General features: G+C 35.5%; 16 protein-coding genes. 4 read left to right on the forward strand and 12 right to left on the reverse strand.

The features are described from left to right. Positions 1–23: 23 nt before the first annotated feature. Both coxB and ctaB read right to left on the reverse strand, forming a co-directional pair. Positions 24–1073 (reverse strand): cytochrome c oxidase subunit II, encoded by a 1050-nt coding sequence (gene coxB / locus ACXKY9_RS19125; RefSeq protein ID WP_000745268.1) that lies wholly within the window; start codon positions 1071–1073, stop codon positions 24–26. A gap of 93 nt (positions 1074–1166) precedes the next feature. Then, positions 1167–2090: a protoheme IX farnesyltransferase gene (ctaB, locus tag ACXKY9_RS19130; RefSeq protein WP_001015056.1), complete on the reverse strand. Its 924-nt coding sequence runs from the start codon at positions 2088–2090 to the stop codon at positions 1167–1169. A 497-nt stretch (positions 2091–2587) separates the two neighbouring features. Here ctaB and ctaA point away from each other — a divergent pair, with 497 nt between their 5' ends. Further along, entirely contained in the window at positions 2588–3523 is a 936-nt protein-coding gene (gene ctaA, locus ACXKY9_RS19135; RefSeq protein ID WP_001188747.1) for a heme A synthase, read from the forward strand. An 84-nt stretch (positions 3524–3607) separates the two neighbouring features. Here ctaA and pyc read toward each other — a convergent pair whose 3' ends face one another. The 3 genes from pyc to ACXKY9_RS19150 form a co-directional block, all read right to left on the reverse strand. Further along, positions 3608–7054, reverse strand: a complete 3447-nt coding sequence (pyc, locus tag ACXKY9_RS19140; protein WP_000164088.1) for a pyruvate carboxylase — start codon at positions 7052–7054, stop codon at positions 3608–3610. 332 nt (positions 7055–7386) lie between these two features. Then, the gene (locus ACXKY9_RS19145) at positions 7387–8565 is read right to left on the reverse strand and encodes an FtsW/RodA/SpoVE family cell cycle protein (RefSeq protein WP_000758413.1); all 1179 of its coding nucleotides are present in this window, start codon (positions 8563–8565) and stop codon (positions 7387–7389) included. Between the two features lie 125 nt (positions 8566–8690). Further along, positions 8691–8978, reverse strand: coding sequence for an Fpa/YlaN family protein (locus ACXKY9_RS19150; protein ID WP_000135694.1), 288 nt, complete (start codon positions 8976–8978; stop codon positions 8691–8693). Between the two features lie 155 nt (positions 8979–9133). Here ACXKY9_RS19150 and ACXKY9_RS19155 point away from each other — a divergent pair, with 155 nt between their 5' ends. Continuing rightward, complete coding sequence (locus ACXKY9_RS19155) at positions 9134–9631, forward strand: molybdopterin-binding protein (RefSeq protein WP_001289807.1); 498 nt, start codon at positions 9134–9136, stop codon at positions 9629–9631. A gap of 31 nt (positions 9632–9662) precedes the next feature. Here the strand turns inward: ACXKY9_RS19155 and ACXKY9_RS19160 are convergent, their stop codons facing one another. Together ACXKY9_RS19160 and ACXKY9_RS19165 are read right to left on the reverse strand one after the other, a co-directional pair. Next, positions 9663–10991, reverse strand: a complete 1329-nt coding sequence (locus tag ACXKY9_RS19160) for a PhoH family protein (protein ID WP_000358083.1) — start codon at positions 10989–10991, stop codon at positions 9663–9665. A gap of 246 nt (positions 10992–11237) precedes the next feature. Beyond that, a complete protein-coding gene (locus ACXKY9_RS19165) occupies positions 11238–11693 on the reverse strand; it encodes a pyridoxamine 5'-phosphate oxidase family protein (RefSeq protein WP_000024592.1) in 456 nt (151 codons plus the stop codon). Between the two features lie 145 nt (positions 11694–11838). Here ACXKY9_RS19165 and ACXKY9_RS19170 point away from each other — a divergent pair, with 145 nt between their 5' ends. Next, positions 11839–12039 carry a YlaI family protein gene (locus tag ACXKY9_RS19170; RefSeq protein ID WP_002082250.1) on the forward strand — a complete coding sequence of 67 codons (201 nt, stop codon included), beginning with the start codon at positions 11839–11841 and terminating at the stop codon, positions 12037–12039. A gap of 35 nt (positions 12040–12074) precedes the next feature. Here ACXKY9_RS19170 and ACXKY9_RS19175 read toward each other — a convergent pair whose 3' ends face one another. The 3 genes from ACXKY9_RS19175 to typA form a co-directional block, all read right to left on the reverse strand. Beyond that, positions 12075–12350, reverse strand: coding sequence for a hypothetical protein (locus tag ACXKY9_RS19175; protein WP_001258147.1), 276 nt, complete (start codon positions 12348–12350; stop codon positions 12075–12077). Between the two features lie 15 nt (positions 12351–12365). Then, entirely contained in the window at positions 12366–12668 is a 303-nt protein-coding gene (locus ACXKY9_RS19180; protein WP_000893662.1) for a YlaH-like family protein, read from the reverse strand. A gap of 157 nt (positions 12669–12825) precedes the next feature. Beyond that, positions 12826–14670: a translational GTPase TypA gene (typA, locus tag ACXKY9_RS19185; RefSeq protein WP_000914762.1), complete on the reverse strand. Its 1845-nt coding sequence runs from the start codon at positions 14668–14670 to the stop codon at positions 12826–12828. 140 nt (positions 14671–14810) lie between these two features. On the opposite strand from typA, the gene ACXKY9_RS19190 reads away from it, so the two are divergent. Next, positions 14811–14990, forward strand: coding sequence for a DUF5325 family protein (locus tag ACXKY9_RS19190; RefSeq protein ID WP_000400127.1), 180 nt, complete (start codon positions 14811–14813; stop codon positions 14988–14990). A gap of 50 nt (positions 14991–15040) precedes the next feature. On the opposite strand, the gene ACXKY9_RS19195 is transcribed toward ACXKY9_RS19190, so the two are convergent. Both ACXKY9_RS19195 and ACXKY9_RS19200 read right to left on the reverse strand, forming a co-directional pair. Next, entirely contained in the window at positions 15041–15826 is a 786-nt protein-coding gene (locus ACXKY9_RS19195; protein WP_001158705.1) for an inositol monophosphatase family protein, read from the reverse strand. Positions 15827–15914: 88 nt separating this feature from the next. Beyond that, positions 15915–16103 carry a hypothetical protein gene (locus ACXKY9_RS19200; protein ID WP_001250164.1) on the reverse strand — a complete coding sequence of 63 codons (189 nt, stop codon included), beginning with the start codon at positions 16101–16103 and terminating at the stop codon, positions 15915–15917. Positions 16104–16277 lie beyond the last annotated feature (174 nt).

The raw sequence follows: 16277 nt of genomic DNA on the forward strand, positions 1-16277 counted from the left end.
TCCCCTTCGCGAATAGTCCCTCTTTACTTTTCAACTTTTAACGTTTGTAAGTATGCATTTAATGCATCAATTTGATCATCCGTTAAGTTGCCATATTTGCCAGTCATTTTGTTTCCTGGCTTCATATTTTCAGGATCTTTCAGCCATTTTTTTAAGTTTTCTTCATTGTTTTCGGCAATACCGGCAACCATATCGCGATCCGCAAAGTTTGCTAAGTTTGGTGCGATACGAGCGGAAGGTGGTCTACTATCATTAGATCCAACTGCGTGACAACCAATACAGCTTTTATTAAATATTTCTTGGCCCTCTTGCGCCTTTGTTGAAGCTACTTCTTTCTTCCCATCAATCTTCTTCATATCAGCAAGCCATTTTTTGTACTCGCTTTCATCTAAAGCTTTCACTTTAAATTGCATTAAAGAATGTGATGGGCCGCAAAATTCTGTACAAAAACCATTATAAGTGCCCGATTTATCTGCCTTTAACCACATTTTGTTCACATTGTCTGTATTTGTATCCATTTTCCCTGCTAAAGATGGAACCCAAAATGAGTGTTTAATATCGGCACCCTTCAAATTTAAATACACTTTCTTACCTGTGGGGATGACCAAATCTTGCGAAGTTACTATCTTTTCTGATTTATAAGAAAATTCCCACCAATAAAGATTCGCTGTTACATCAACAACGATAGTATCTTTATCAATATTCTTTTTCTCCATCGCACTTACATCAGCAAGTTTGAATGTATATGTAACTGTTGGAACAGCTAAGATTAGTAAAAGAATAATCGGAATAACTGTCCATATAATTTCTAGCTTGTGATTCCCTTCAACTTGCTCTGGAATATAATCTTCCTGACCTTTCTTTTGTCGGAAACGCACAATTACATATAAGAAAATAATAGTAACTACTAGTACTACTCCTACCATGATTGCACTCGCCAGTAGAAGTAAATCATATTGCATTTTTGCTACTTCTCCTTGCGGAATTAAAGTAGATTGAAAGGCTTTACCGCATCCCCCTAACAGTAAAGCCAGCAGTGAAACGAACGAAAGCAGTCGCCACTGTTTCTTCATACAAACAACCCCCACTTTCCTTGTGAATTAGATTGTACTTTATAGTTAAGTAAAGTAAATCTCAACGTAAAGAAATCCAATTATGTCGTTGTCTTAGAAGAATGTAACTACAATCATTGATACAAATAAGATTGTTAAATAATTTAGGGAATAAACAAACATTTGCACGGACCATTTGATGTCATCTTTCTTACGGAAGCCATAAAATCCTAAAACGATCCATCCGATGTTAAGCAGTGTTGCAATTACCATAAATGTTATCCCTAGTCCACTCATATAAAATGGTAGTGGTAATAAACATACTGTCCAAATCATAATTTGGCGTTTCGTAATTTCAAATCCATGAACTACAGGAAGCATTGGAATTCCTGCATTTCGATATTCATCAACACGTTTCATTGCTAATGCAAGGAAATGTGGGATTTGCCAAATAAACATAATTAAAAATAACATCCAAGCAATTGGATGGCCTAAAGATGGATCGATTGCTGCCCATCCAATTAAAGGAGGAACTGCACCAGATATACTACCTACAACAGTATTTAGTGTATACTTTCTCTTTGTCCATAAACTATATAGAACAACATATGTGAAAGCACCAATAAATCCCATTAAGACTGCCATTGGTGTTGTTAATAATAAAAATACAAAACCAAGAAGTAATATGACTAGTCCAAATGTAAGTGCAAATCCTGGTTTATACTTTCCAGTAACCGTTGGACGGGTCTTTGTTCTTTCCATTAATGGATCGATGTCTCGATCAATGTAGTTGTTTAAACAACATACCCCTGCCATAATTAATCCTGAACCAACGATTGTAAAGAATAACTTATCCAGATTGTCCATTACACTTAATCCATTAAAGTGTAATGCCAACCAAAATCCTGTAAATACAGTAAGTGTATTTGAGTTTACAATCCCCATTTTAACGAGTGCTTTTAAATCTTGTAACCGAGTTGTTTCCGGTACACTTGTAACAGCGGACTCATCATGCAGCTCACTTGTTGCATGGTTCATCACTCTAACCCCCTCTTAAAACTTTCATCTTTCTTTTTGCGCCTATTTCAAATGAAATAATTCGCTTCTATATAGCAATATTATTACAGTAGAAACATTGTTAACCCATTCTACTACTAATCTACGCCCATACTCCAATATATTAAATCATATTTCCCGAACATTTTGTGAAGAAAACATGAACTTTTTGTGTCGAATATAAAAAACTTCATTCTGACTTGTCCTTATCATAACATGATGTTACCTTCTATAATAAACTATTTTGTCCTATTTAACACGTATTCTCCCCATTTCTTTTCAAAATAGCCTATTTTTCACCCAAAATTTTCCTTGCGAACCCTGTTTTTACACCTATTTTCTCTCCCTTTCCTTCCCCCTCCATTTCTTTGCTATTTTATTATTTTTTATATATCATAGGAACTAGCGCGTTTTATTCTATACATAATGGAATGAAAATATTTCGCAATAACTTCATAGCAGAAAGATGGTGAAAGAGATTGCAACGCTTTATTAAATGGTTAGCAGTCATTACAAGCCTTGATTTATTAATAGTTTTATTAGGAGGCGCTTTAGTTACAAAAACAGGTTCTGGTCAAGGTTGTGGTAAATCATGGCCACTTTGTAACGGTGAATTTGTTCCATCTAATTTATCAATGGAAACTATTATTGAACTTAGCCACCGATTAACATCAGGATCAGCTGGAATTCTTGTCACTCTACTTTGTATTTTGTCCTGGAAATATTATAAACATGTGCGTGAAACAAAAACGTTAGCAATTTTATCCTTCGTATTTTTAGTTGCACAAGCATTAATGGGAGCAGCAGCAGTTGTTTGGGGACAAATGCCAGCTGTACTTGCTATCCATTTCGGTATTTCCTTAATTTCATTTGCTTCTGTCATTTTATTAACGTGTCTTATCTTTGAAATTGACCAAAAATTTGATGCACGTTCACTTATTATGGACAAAAAAATGAAATTTCATATTTATGGTGTAACAATTTACAGTTATATCGTCGTCTACACAGGTGCTTTAGTACGTCACGAACGAGCTAGCTTAGCCTGTCCAGACTTTCCTTTATGTAGCAAAAACAGACCTATGCCAACTCAACTACATGAATGGGTTCAAATGGGCCATAGAGTTGCAGCGATGTTAATTTTCGCTTGGATACTATACGCGATGATTCTCGCTATTCGCCATTACAAGCAGCAATCTGTAGTATATTGGGGATGGATTATTTCATTTATCCTTGTTACACTTCAAGCTGTAGTAGGAGTTTTAGTTGTATTTACAAACGCTAGTTTAGCAATGGCATTGTTACATTCTCTATTCATTTCTTGCTTGTTTGCCGTACTATGCTATTTAGTTATGCTGGGAACAAGAAGTAAAGTGAATGCCAAAGAAGCCGAATCAACTTCTAAACAAACAAAATAATTTAAAACTAAAATCCCTTGCCAATTCGGCAAGGGATTTTTTGCAATAAGAAAAGAGCTGTATTTACACAGCTCTTTTCTTATTTTAGTGATCTAATTCAATAAGTAAATCACCCGTTTGAATCGCATCACCATCGTTAACATATACTTTCTTCACTTTACCATTGAACGGCGCTTGAACTGTCGTTTCCATTTTCATCGCTTCTGTAATTGCCATAGAATCGCCTTTTTTCACTTCGTCGCCTTCTTTTACAACTACTTTAATTACCGTTCCTGGCATCGTTGCACTAATATGATTTGGATTCTCACGGTTTCCTTTCACACGTTGTGCAACTGTTGCTTTTACACTCTCGTCTTTCACGATAATTTCACGTGGTTGACCGTTAAATTCCAAGTAAAGAACACGGTTTCCATCCGACTGAGGTTCTCCAATTGATACTAGTTTAACCATCAATGTTTTACCCTGTTCAATTTCTACATCAATTTCTTCACCTAGTCTCATACCATAGAAGAACGTCGGTGTATCAAGTACAGATACATTTCCATAAAGCTCAGCAACTTTTTCATAATCCATAAATACTTTTGGATATAAAGCATATGCTACTACATCAAAAATCGTTACTTCGCGTCCAAGTTTATGGAATAATTCTTCTTTTAACGCTTCGAAATCTACTGGCTCTAGTAATTCACCTGGTCTTACTGTTAATGGCTCTTTCCCTTTTAAAATAATCTTTTGTAATTCTTTCGGGAAACCACCGTACGGTTGACCTAAATCACCAGAGAACATTTCAACAACAGACCCTGGGAAGTCCATCGCATGTCCACGCTCTAAAACATCTTGTTCTGTTAGATGGTTTTGAACCATAAATAATGCCATATCACCAACAACTTTTGATGATGGTGTTACTTTTACAATATCTCCAAACATGTCATTCACACGGCGGTACATTACTTTCACTTCATCGAAGCGATCTCCTAAACCAACCGCCTTCGCTTGTTGCTGAAGATTACTATACTGCCCACCCGGCATTTCATGCATATATACCTCTGTATGAGGCGCATTCATACCACTTTCAAACGGTGCATAGTATTTGCGTACATCTTCCCAATAGTGAGATAGTTTTTCTAAAGAATCTATATTAACATCTGGTTGTCTTTCGTTTCCGCCTAACGCATAGTATAGCGTGTTCGCACTTGGTTGTGACGTTTGACCAGCCATAGAACTCACTGCTACATCGACGATATCAACACCTGCTTCAATTGCCTTCGTATACGTTAATATACCATTTCCACTCGTATCGTGCGTGTGCAGATGAATTGGAATCGACACTGTCTCTTTTAATGCAGAAACTAAATCATATGCTGCATTTGGTTTTAGTAAGCCCGCCATATCTTTAATACCTAAAATGTGAGCTCCTGATGCTTCTAACTCTTTTGCTAAATTTTTATAATAATTTAAATCATATTTACTACGCAGTGGATCATGAATATCCCCTGTGTAGCACATTGTTGCTTCTGCAATTTTACCAGTGTCTCGTACAGCGTCAATTGCAACTCTCATGCCTTCCACCCAGTTTAAACTATCAAAAATACGGAATACATCAATGCCTGCTTGAGCAGAACATTCCACAAATTTTTGAATTAAATTATCTGGATAGTTTTTGTATCCAACTGCGTTTGAAGAACGAAGTAACATTTGGAATAACACGTTCGGCATTTTTTCACGAAGATCTAGTAATCGTTCCCATGGATCTTCTTTTAAGAAACGATACGCAACATCAAACGTTGCACCGCCCCACATTTCCGCTGAGAATAGGTTCGGTAACATTCTCGCTGTTGGCTCCGCAATTTGATGTAAATCTTTTGTACGAATACGAGTTGCAAGTAATGACTGGTGTGCATCACGGAATGTTGTATCCGTTAAAAGTACACGTTTTTGATCCTGTACCCATTTTACTAATCCGTCCGCTCCACGCTCGTCCAAAATTTGTTTCGTTCCATTTTGGATTGGCTCTGAATGTTTTAAACATGGAATACGAGCATCTGGGAATATTGGTTTTTCTTTTTTCCCTACTCCTGGGAAACCATTTACTGTTACTGTACCAATGTAATTTAACATTTTCGTTCCACGGTCTTTACGTTTCGGGAACAAGAACAATTCAGGTGACGCATCGATAAATGAAGTATCATATTCTCCTGATAAGAAGTTTTTATGCTTTACTACATTCTCTAGGAATGGAATATTTGTTTTAATACCACGAATACGGAATTCTTTTAAGTTACGTTCCATTTTTGCAGCAGCTTGCTCAAAAGTAAGTGCCCAAGTTGTAACTTTTACAAGTAAAGAATCGTAGTACGGTGTAATAACTGCACCTTGGAAGCTATTTCCTGTATCAAGACGCACACCAAAACCACCACCTGATCGATACGCCATAATTTTTCCTGTATCCGGCATAAAATTATTTAGCGGATCTTCAGTTGTTACACGAGATTGAATTGCAAATCCATGTACAACTACTTCCTCTTGCTTCGGAACACCTACCATTTTGCTATGTAATGAATGTCCATCCGCTATTAAAATTTGTGATTGAACAATATCTACTCCCGTAATCATTTCTGTAATCGTATGTTCTACTTGAACACGTGGATTTACTTCAATAAAGTAAAACTCATCATCTTTTACAAGGAATTCTACTGTTCCTGCATTTAAATAGTTTACATTTTTCGTTAACTTCACAGCAGCATCACAAATACGCTGACGCAGATCATCTGAAAGTGATACACTCGGTGCAATTTCTACAACTTTTTGATGACGACGTTGTACAGAACAGTCACGCTCGTATAAATGAACAACATTGCCTTCTTCATCTGCTAAAATTTGTACTTCTATATGTTTAGGTTTTTCAACGAATTTTTCGACGTAAACTTCATCATTACCAAAAGCTGCTTTCGCTTCTGATTTCGCTCGATTATATGATTCTCCTAATTCCTCACTAGTACGCACAATACGCATACCACGACCGCCACCCCCAAGGGATGCTTTAATAATAATCGGGTAATCATACTTTTCAGCAAATTTTTCGACTTCTTCTAATGAATTTACTGGACCATCACTACCAGGTATAACTGGAATTTGTGCTAGCTGCGCTTGTGTTCTTGCTTTCACTTTATCTCCAAACATATCTAAATGCTTACTTTTCGGACCGATAAAGATAATTCCTTCTTCTTCACAACGTTTAGCGAATTGAATATTTTCTGACAAGAAACCATATCCAGGGTGGATTGCATCTACATGATTACTTTTTGCAATCTCAATAATGCCTTCAATATCTAGATAAGCATCAATTGGTTTTTTTCCTTCCCCAACTAAATAGGACTCATCGGCTTTATAGCGATGATAAGAACCACTATCCTCTTTAGAATAGATTGCAACTGTTTTTAATCCAAGTTCCGAACAAGCTCGAAACACACGAATTGCAATCTCTCCACGGTTAGCTACCAATACTTTTTGAATACGTTGCAGCTTTGTCATGATTTTCCCCCTCTACTTTCCTACCACTCTAGAGATAAAATATATACACACCTTAAAAAGCGTGAAGTTCTTCACTTTCCACATTATATTATACTTAGAAAGCTTCACTTTATTTTTATCCATCATACCTTATTTTCTAACAAATGATAAGTTTTCTGTGCAATTTGTTTCACAAAAATAGTATAGCATACCTCTTCCTTTTCTAACAACTTAATTGTATATCACATTTAACTTAATGTGATATACCTTTTAACTGAAAGAGAAATTAGTACATCATATTTAAAACTACTTAAAAATAAAAAACACATCATGCTCTAAAGCACAATGTGTTTTTATTTTACAACTACAAGATGTGGTCCATTTTGTTCTCTTTCTTTCATTACACCATTCTGTTGTTTCTCTTGTCGTTTCACGTGACTAGCAATATTAAGTAGTATTCCCATTGCAAGTAGATTAGCTATTAAAGAACTTCCACCATAACTAATAAACGGTAAAGGCACTCCAGTAAGCGGTATTAATCCAGACATACCACCAACATTAACAAAAGTTTGTACTCCTATTAAACTTGCAATTCCGATTGCAATTAAACTTCCAAAAGGATCGTTACATTTTTGAGCAATCCTGAATGAACGAATAATAATAAGTAGCAAGCAAATTAAAATAATAGCTACACCAATAAAACCTAATTCTTCAGATATAATAGCCATAATAAAATCTGTTTGAGGTTCTGGTAAATAACCATATTTTTGCACACTATTTCCTAATCCTCGACCATTTAGCCCTCCTGAAGCAATTCCAATAAAAGAATTTACTAATTGGAATCCATCATTCTGAGGATCATTGAATGGATCAAGAAAAACTGAAAAACGTGCCTTTTGATATCCACTTAATTTATAATTAGCCAAAAAATATAGAGCTGGAATCCATACTATAGAAGTTAAAACAATTCGTTTAATCCATAAATTAATCCTTACTCCTGAACAAAGAAACATAATCCCTACTGTTCCTGCAATTAACAAATCGGTACCTAAATCATTTTGCTTTAAAATTAAAAACATTGCCATTCCAACAAAACCAAGTGTAAGTCCCGACCCTTTAAAAACAGGTGTATTTGTTTCTTGTCTCCTTGCAAAAAAGCGAGCTAATATAATAATAATCGATAATTTAACAAATTCAGCGGGCTGTATACCTAATATCCAACCTTTTGCACCATTTATTTCCTTACCAAAAATCAAGGCTGCTGCTAGTAAAGCAATACTCCCTAGCCCCATCGCCGATAAAATTATTCGTTTTCTCCAAAACTTATAAGGTAACGAAGCTACAATTACTAACAATACCGTTCCAATAGCTAAAGTTATTAATTGTTTTTTAAAAAAGTAATTTGCCGGCCAGTTATGCCTCGAAATCGCAACAATGGAACTAGAACTATATACCATTATTACTCCCAGCACACATAAGATAACAAGAGGAAGTAATAATGAATAATCCATTGATTTCCATACTTTTTTCATTTCATTTCCTCTTTCTGTTTCAATTTAATTATTGTTGTATTCCATATGTACATTGATTCTTCCTGCTTTATTATACAAATAAAAAGCTCAAACTAATTTAGTTTGAGCCCCCTTATTTGAACCCGTTATTGTTGTTTGTTTGTAAATGCTTCATGAAGTGCAGATAACTCACGTTCGAGCTCACCTAACATTGCTTTCCCTTGTTCTTCTGCAATAAGACCAAGGCGAACCGCAAAATCGACCTCGCGGGATAGTCCAAACATTTGTGTGTCTAACACTTCTTCATATAATGGACATTGCGGCATTGTAAGATGGTCCATTTGCACCTTAATAAGTCTTAAAATCTTCTCTGCATCCGCTTGTAGAAGGGCTAGTGCCTTTTCCTGATGATTTGCTACTGTCTCAGACGCCAAATTGATTCCCTCCGTTTCCGTCCTACTCTCCTCTATCCTATCTATTAATATTAGCGATAGTTTTAATAAATTGCAATAGAAACATTTTTTGTGACAACAGTGTCTAATACTATTATACTGAAAAGTGGGAGTATAACACAAATGGGGGAACAACAATGAGCGAAATTTTATTTATTAACGGAAAAGTACGTTTTCCAATCACTATTGATCCAACTGTTTGGATCTTTGATGATCGAAAAGTAGATTTGACAACTTACTTTGATGAAACTAGAGAAAACACGTCTGAACTAGAAACTTATTTAAAAAACACTTCAGAACATTGGGATCGCGAAATCCGTGATGGTGCCGCTTTTCCTCCAATACAACAAAGTGTGAAGAAATATAAAAAAGAACAGCTGATTACTGGAACATTTGGTATACCATTTCATCCATTTCTTGCTAACGCTGAAATTTTAGAGGACGCTAGGCAAGTTGAAATTGAAACGGTAGATCATACAATGACACTTCCATTAGAAACTGTCAAAAATGCTATACTAGGCTTTTCAAAAGAAGGAAAACCATTAAAAGAAGACGGGCCTGTTCATCTCTATTTCAATGATGGATCTAATCAACAAAATCCAATCCGTAACATCCGTAAATTTACAATTATTTAAAGAAAAGGAGTGAGCTTAAGCTCACTCCTTTTTACAATAAATCTGCTGCTAGTTGAGCTAAATTAGATCGCTCCCCTTTAACAAACTTCACATGACCACTAATACGCTGTTCTTTAAACTTCTCTACAACATATGTTAAGCCATTATTATATTCATCTAAATATGGGTGATCAATTTGCTGAGGATCTCCCATCAATACAATCTTACTCTTTTCCCCTACCCTAGTTAATATCGTTTTCACTTCATGCTTTGTTAAATTTTGTGCTTCGTCAATGATAATGAACTGATCTGGAATACTTCTCCCGCGTATATAAGTAAGGGCTTCTACTTCAATCGAACCCATTCCAGCTAAAATAGCATCTAACTCTCCTGGCTTTTTCGTATTAAATAAATACTCTAGGTTATCAAAAATTGGCTGCATCCATGGTCTTAACTTTTCTTCTTTTTCTCCTGGTAAATAACCGATATCTTTTCCGACTGGAACAATTGGTCTTGCCACAAGTAATTTTTTATATAACCCTAAGTCTTCTGTTTGCATAAGTCCCGAAGCTAACGCAAGTAACGTTTTTCCTGTGCCGGCTTTCCCCGTTAACGTTACAAGCGGAATATCTTCACGAAGCAACAATTCTAATCCCATAATTTGCTGCACATTTCGTGGTCGTATCCCCCACACTTGTTCATTGTGAAAAATAAGTTTCTTTACCTTCTTACCTAAGTGATCCACAATGCCAAGAGCAGAACTAGAGCCCCCTAATGCATCTTTCATCACTACAAACTGATTTGGGTAAAAAGGATGATTCGCAATTTCAGATAGAGGCAATTCACCTTTCTCATAAAAATAATCCAATTGTTCTTTTGATATATATCCTTCTAAAAAGCCAGAATATATATTTTCTACTTCAATTACGCGATCACTTAAATAATCTTCAGCCTTCAAACCAATTGCATCAGCTTTTACCCTTACGAGCACATCTTTACTTACCAAAATAACAGACTTCCCGTCCTCTTTTTCCTGTTCTTCTAAAGATAGATTTTTTGCTACAGCTAAAATTCGATTATCATTTGTTTTTTCTACAAAAATATCTTGTAGTTGCACGAATGAACGATGGTTCAATTCAATACGAAATGTTCCGCCGTTTTCTAGCGGGATACTTTCATGCAGCTTTCCTATTTCACGAAATTTATCTATTAACTTAGATACATAACGAGCGTTTCGTCCTACTTCATCCATATAACGTTTTTTCGAATCAACCTCTTCTAATACAACTGCTGGAATCACTACTTCATTGGTTTCAAATGAAAAAATAGATAAAGGATCCTGCAAAAGTACATTCGTATCTAACACATAAATTTTATCCAACCTGTTACCCCCTGACTCCACTTTTAAATTTGTAGAACAAGGGTTTCATCCATACAATATGGACGAACCATTGTTATAATTATATGTACCGTGTAAACGAGGTAGAATCGAAAATCATAGTCATTAAACCTTTTATTTATTCTTTATTCATTTCTATTCAATATATTACTTTTTATTATAATTATTAACGTTAAATCACAATAACCGATTACAAAAGTGAATAAACGAATTTCCTATTTAGCATCTTTATAATTCTCTTATCCCTACTAACACTTCATTATCCAGCTTTTTCGCTGCCCGAAGATCATATGTTTTTTCATATGTTGGTTCAATTGCAAGTTTCGCTCCATAAAACATAACATCACGCACTTCTTGCACATTTACTTCTATTACAGTTAATTTTAGAGAAATACCTTCCATTCTATCTGTCAAAATTTCACCTGCACCACTTATAGAAAATACGGATTCATTCGCCATTATAGTCAATACCACACCTGTATTATGCCGTATATTTTCCACAATACGTGAACGTTGATCTACTGCAAATCGAATACTAGTTTTACTCACTGCATACACCCAAGAAATAGCACTTACGTTAGGAACTTGCTTTTCGAAATCTGCCGTTGCTATCATAACAATACACTCTTTACGCAACGTTTGTACTAAATCCTCTGTTAAGGTAGGCTCTACTACATTCGCCATATTTTCACCTCCAAACATACTTGGTATATCCTTATCATAACTTATTTTTTGAATTGCGAAAATATTATTTTTTCCCACTATTATTCAAAAACATTATACTTCCATGATATACTTATACTGATAGAATTCGTATTGAGGTGACGAAATGAGAGTCAAATGTATGATTTGTGATAAAAAAGATATGTTAGATGATGAAAATCCTATGGCAAAAAAACTGCGTAATCGCCCTATTCATACATATATGTGCATGGAATGTTCGGAACGAATTGCAGAGCGTACAATGGAACGTCATGCAAGTGGTAATTTCCGATTATATCGTGATAAAAAAATCGAAGATGATTGGTAAAATGTAAATAAGTCCTTACTCATATAGATAAGGACTTATTTATATTTTTCTGGTTCACGATTCATCTGATCCAAAAAACAATCAATGGCTTCTAACGGAAACCTTGCAGATTTCCGTTCTCCATTCATTTCATATGTAATTAAATACATTTCCTCGTTCTTTTCGACTTCAACATTTCTTAATTTATGTTCTTCATATATCATATTTTGAAATAACAAATATGTTTCTTTTGCAGCACTATCATCTGGGCGTGCTTCCGCAACTGTTTTAATTGTTAACCAATTATATAGTGCATCTTGTACTGAACGCATGAAAACTCCCCTTCCTTATCCTGCTTTTTGTTGTTTCGCTTGACGCAAACGCAATCTATAAATTCCAAGTACAATTGCCGCTACAACAAGTCCTTCTCCAACAGGTAAAAACACAGCAAAAAAGGTTAATACTGTGCATCCAATTGCTAATGATATGTATATCACAATATTTTTTAGTACAGACAACTTTCTAGCAAACCCTAAATTATAAACGAGAGCACTTAATATAATAATCGTCCCATAAAGTAACCACATTCCTAACTCTGGATTTTCATCTACCTTACACAATTTTGCAAAAAAAGACATCCTTTCTAACACACTCTTCCCCCCTAGCAGTAAAATGCAATTTTCTTTATACACTTAATACAAGAGTAACTCGCAAAAAAAATACTGTCCACAAAAATGAGTAAATATTCTAAAAAATAAACAAAATAAAAAAACAACGCCCTTTATAAAGGGCGTTGTTTTTTTATTTTTACGCTTCGACAGATTTCTTTTTCTTAGCAGCTCTTTCGCGCTCACTCTTATCAAGAATCTTTTTACGTAGACGAATTGATTCTGGAGTTACTTCACAGAACTCGTCATCGTTTAAGTACTCTAATGATTCTTCTAAAGTCATTAGGCGTGGTTTCTTCATTGTTGAAGTTTGATCTTTCGTCGCAGAACGAATGTTAGTTTGTTGTTTCATTTTCACAACGTTAACTGTTAAGTCATTCTCACGAGTGTGTTCTCCTACAATCATACCAGCATATACTTCTGTACCTGGTTCAACGAAGATTACACCACGGTCTTCAACTTGCATAATACCGTATTGTGATGCTTTTCCTGTTTCAAGTGAAACTAGAACACCTTGACGACGTCCACCAACTTGTCCAGCGTGTACTGGTTGGTAGCAATCGAATGTATGGTTTAAAATACCGTAACCACGAGTTAATGTTAAGAATTCTGTTGTGTAACCAATTAAACCACGTGCTGGAACCATGAAAGTAAGGCGAACTTGACCGTTTCCGTTATTCACCATATCTAACATTTCACCTTTACGTGCACCCATAGATTCCATAATAGAACCAGTGTATTCTTCAGGTACATCGATTTGTACACGCTCTACAGGCTCACATCTTACGCCATCAACTTCTTTAATGATTACTTCTGGCTTAGATACTTGTAATTCATAACCTTCACGACGCATGTTTTCAATTAAGATAGATAAATGTAGTTCCCCACGTCCAGATACGATCCACGCATCAGGAGAATCTGTATTATCTACACGTAAACTTACATCTGTTTCTAATTGTGAACGAAGACGCTCTTCAATTTTACGAGATGTAATGTATTTACCTTCACGACCTGCAAATGGGCTGTTATTTACAAGGAACGTCATTTGTAGTGTTGGCTCATCAATACGTAATAATGGTAACGCATCTTGATGTTCAACTGGACATACTGTTTCACCTACGTTAATGTCTTCCATACCAGAAACGGCTACTAAGTCCCCTGCTTTTGCTTCTTCAATTTCTTGACGTTTTAATCCCATGTAACCGAATAATTTCGTTACGCGGAATTGCTTCACACTTCCGTCTACTTTCATTAAAGCAACTTGTTGTCCAACCTTCATTGTACCGCGGAATACGCGACCAACTCCAATACGTCCAACGTAGTCGTTGTAATCAAGAAGTGCTACTTGGAATTGAAGTGGCTCTTCGCTGTTATCAATTGGTGCTGGAATATGTTCGATAATTGTATCGAATAATGATTTCATATTCTCTTCTTGATTTGCTGGGTTTGAATCTAAGCTTGCTGTTCCGTTCATTGCTGATGCAAATACAACTGGGAACTCTAATTGATCTTCGTTTGCACCAAGCTCAATGAATAAGTCGATTACTTCATCAACTACTTCATCTGGACGAGCGAAGTCACGGTCAATTTTGTTTACAACTACGATTGGAGTTAAGTTTTGCTCAAGAGCTTTCTTTAAAACAAATCGTGTTTGTGGCATACAACCTTCATATGCATCAACAACAAGTAAAACACCATCAACCATTTTCATGATACGTTCTACTTCTCCACCGAAGTCAGCGTGACCAGGTGTATCTAAAATGTTAATTCTTTTATCTTCATAGTGAATCGCTGTATTTTTCGCTAAAATTGTAATACCGCGTTCTCTTTCTAGATCATTTGAATCCATTGCGCGTTCTTCAACGTGTTCGTTCGCACGGAAAGTCCCCGCTTGACGTAATAACTGGTCAACAAGTGTTGTTTTACCATGGTCAACGTGGGCAATAATTGCTATATTACGTAAATCTTGTCGTTTTTTCAACATGTCCAACTCCTAATGTCTTTTTAATCCTTCTCTATTATAAGAGCGAAGGGGATACAATAGCAATTAAAATAAAAGCAAGAATGAAAATATAGTTGTATTCTTACTTTTGTGAAAGTAAAATGAGATTGGAGGGTGAAGAAATGGAACACATTCAATATCGCTTTTTATTAACTGCAATTATCGGTGTTATTTTCTTAATCGGTATCGGCATTATGATTGCTGAAAATAGTCCAATCGGTATTATTATTTGCATTATCGGCACATTTGTTACAGTTGGATACGGTTTTGTAACAAAAAGAAAAATGCGCAAATCACAATAACGCTAAAAAGTAAGAAGCTTATACACAGCCTCTTACTTTTTTTGTTGCTCTCATATAAACGATAACACTTCTTCATACACTCCTGGTTTTGCAACTAACACACTGCTCTTCTCTATGATAGAAAGTGGCGCTCCAGAGAATGTCGTCACCTTACCTCCAACTTCTTCTACAATTATCTTTCCTCCGCCAAAATCCCATGGTGATAATCTCGGCGTTACATATGCATCTATTCTTCCTGTTGCAACGTATACCATCTCTAACGCTGCACAGCCATATGATCTTGTGCCTCTTGCTTTCTTAACAAGTGCCATCATACTTTCCATATTAAGCAATGGATTATCTGTAAGCCATATCGCATTTAAAGCTACAATACCTTGCTCTACAGTTCCTTTTTTCAGTGTAGGAATTGATATATCATTACAAAAAGCTCCATATCCCTTGACTGCATGATATAGTTCATCATGCACTGGATCATATATAAGTCCAATCTTTCCGATACCGTTCTCATAAATCCCAATTGAAATCGCAAAATTTCTTTTTTGATGAACAAAGTTCATCGTGCCGTCAATTGGATCAATTAACCAAACAACCCCGTCAGAAGACGTTATCTCGTCTCCATAACCCTCTTCTCCTAAAATATTATGATTCGGGAATGTTTCTTTAATTTTCCCAATTAAAAACTGTTCTATCTCTCGGTCCATATTTGTAACTAAGTCAGCTGCATTTGATTTTGTTTCTATAATAAGTGCTTTTTTCATTGATGCCATTAAATGCTCTCCTGCATCCCGAATCCACCGTTTGGCGTGTGCATCAATGTCTTTCCATACTTCTTGCATGTTTAAACACTCCGATCTATACTGTTCACAGAAAAAACGAACCCTTTATAAGGTTCGCACCAACTAATTTTTTATACATATACTATTATTACGCTTCTAAACGAATCATTTCAAGTCTTAACACTTCTAACTTTTGTACACACTCTTCTTTTTTCTGTTTGTCATCTTCCATCATCGCATCATATAAAGTTGCTAATTCATAATCTAGCTCCAAACGTAGCACCGGTATTCTCTTTTCAGCATCTGTTCTCTTTAACGCATTAATCACCTGTCTCATATTATTTGCCTCCTCCCAATATTCGTCTGCCCTCGGACTAGAATTAATTAAATTTTCTGATTTTTTGTTTTATACTATACTATGTTGGATAAATCATCTATGCAACAAAATTATATTTTTTTATTTAAATTTTTTTGTGCTGTTTTTTTTATGAATAGTACAAGCTATGCTAAA

The sequence above is a fragment of the Bacillus sp. 2175 genome (assembly GCF_057812155.1).

What these genes read in the sequence shown, in the direction of transcription:
- pyc (WP_000164088.1), bottom strand. Translation starts at nt 7,054, where the DNA reads ATGACAAAGCTGCAACGTATTCAAAAAGTATTGGTAGCTAACCGTGGA.
- ACXKY9_RS19200 (WP_001250164.1), bottom strand. Translation starts at nt 16,103, where the DNA reads ATGAGACAGGTGATTAATGCGTTAAAGAGAACAGATGCTGAAAAGAGA.
- ACXKY9_RS19145 (WP_000758413.1), bottom strand. Translation starts at nt 8,565, where the DNA reads ATGAAAAAAGTATGGAAATCAATGGATTATTCATTATTACTTCCTCTT.
- ACXKY9_RS19175 (WP_001258147.1), bottom strand. Translation starts at nt 12,350, where the DNA reads ATGCGTTCAGTACAAGATGCACTATATAATTGGTTAACAATTAAAACA.
- ACXKY9_RS19190 (WP_000400127.1), top strand. Translation starts at nt 14,811, where the DNA reads ATGGAACACATTCAATATCGCTTTTTATTAACTGCAATTATCGGTGTT.
- coxB (WP_000745268.1), bottom strand. Translation starts at nt 1,073, where the DNA reads ATGAAGAAACAGTGGCGACTGCTTTCGTTCGTTTCACTGCTGGCTTTA.
- typA (WP_000914762.1), bottom strand. Translation starts at nt 14,670, where the DNA reads ATGTTGAAAAAACGACAAGATTTACGTAATATAGCAATTATTGCCCAC.
- ACXKY9_RS19165 (WP_000024592.1), bottom strand. Translation starts at nt 11,693, where the DNA reads ATGGCGAATGTAGTAGAGCCTACCTTAACAGAGGATTTAGTACAAACG.
- ACXKY9_RS19155 (WP_001289807.1), top strand. Translation starts at nt 9,134, where the DNA reads ATGAGCGAAATTTTATTTATTAACGGAAAAGTACGTTTTCCAATCACT.
- ACXKY9_RS19170 (WP_002082250.1), top strand. Translation starts at nt 11,839, where the DNA reads ATGAGAGTCAAATGTATGATTTGTGATAAAAAAGATATGTTAGATGAT.
- ACXKY9_RS19195 (WP_001158705.1), bottom strand. Translation starts at nt 15,826, where the DNA reads ATGCAAGAAGTATGGAAAGACATTGATGCACACGCCAAACGGTGGATT.
- ctaB (WP_001015056.1), bottom strand. Translation starts at nt 2,090, where the DNA reads ATGAACCATGCAACAAGTGAGCTGCATGATGAGTCCGCTGTTACAAGT.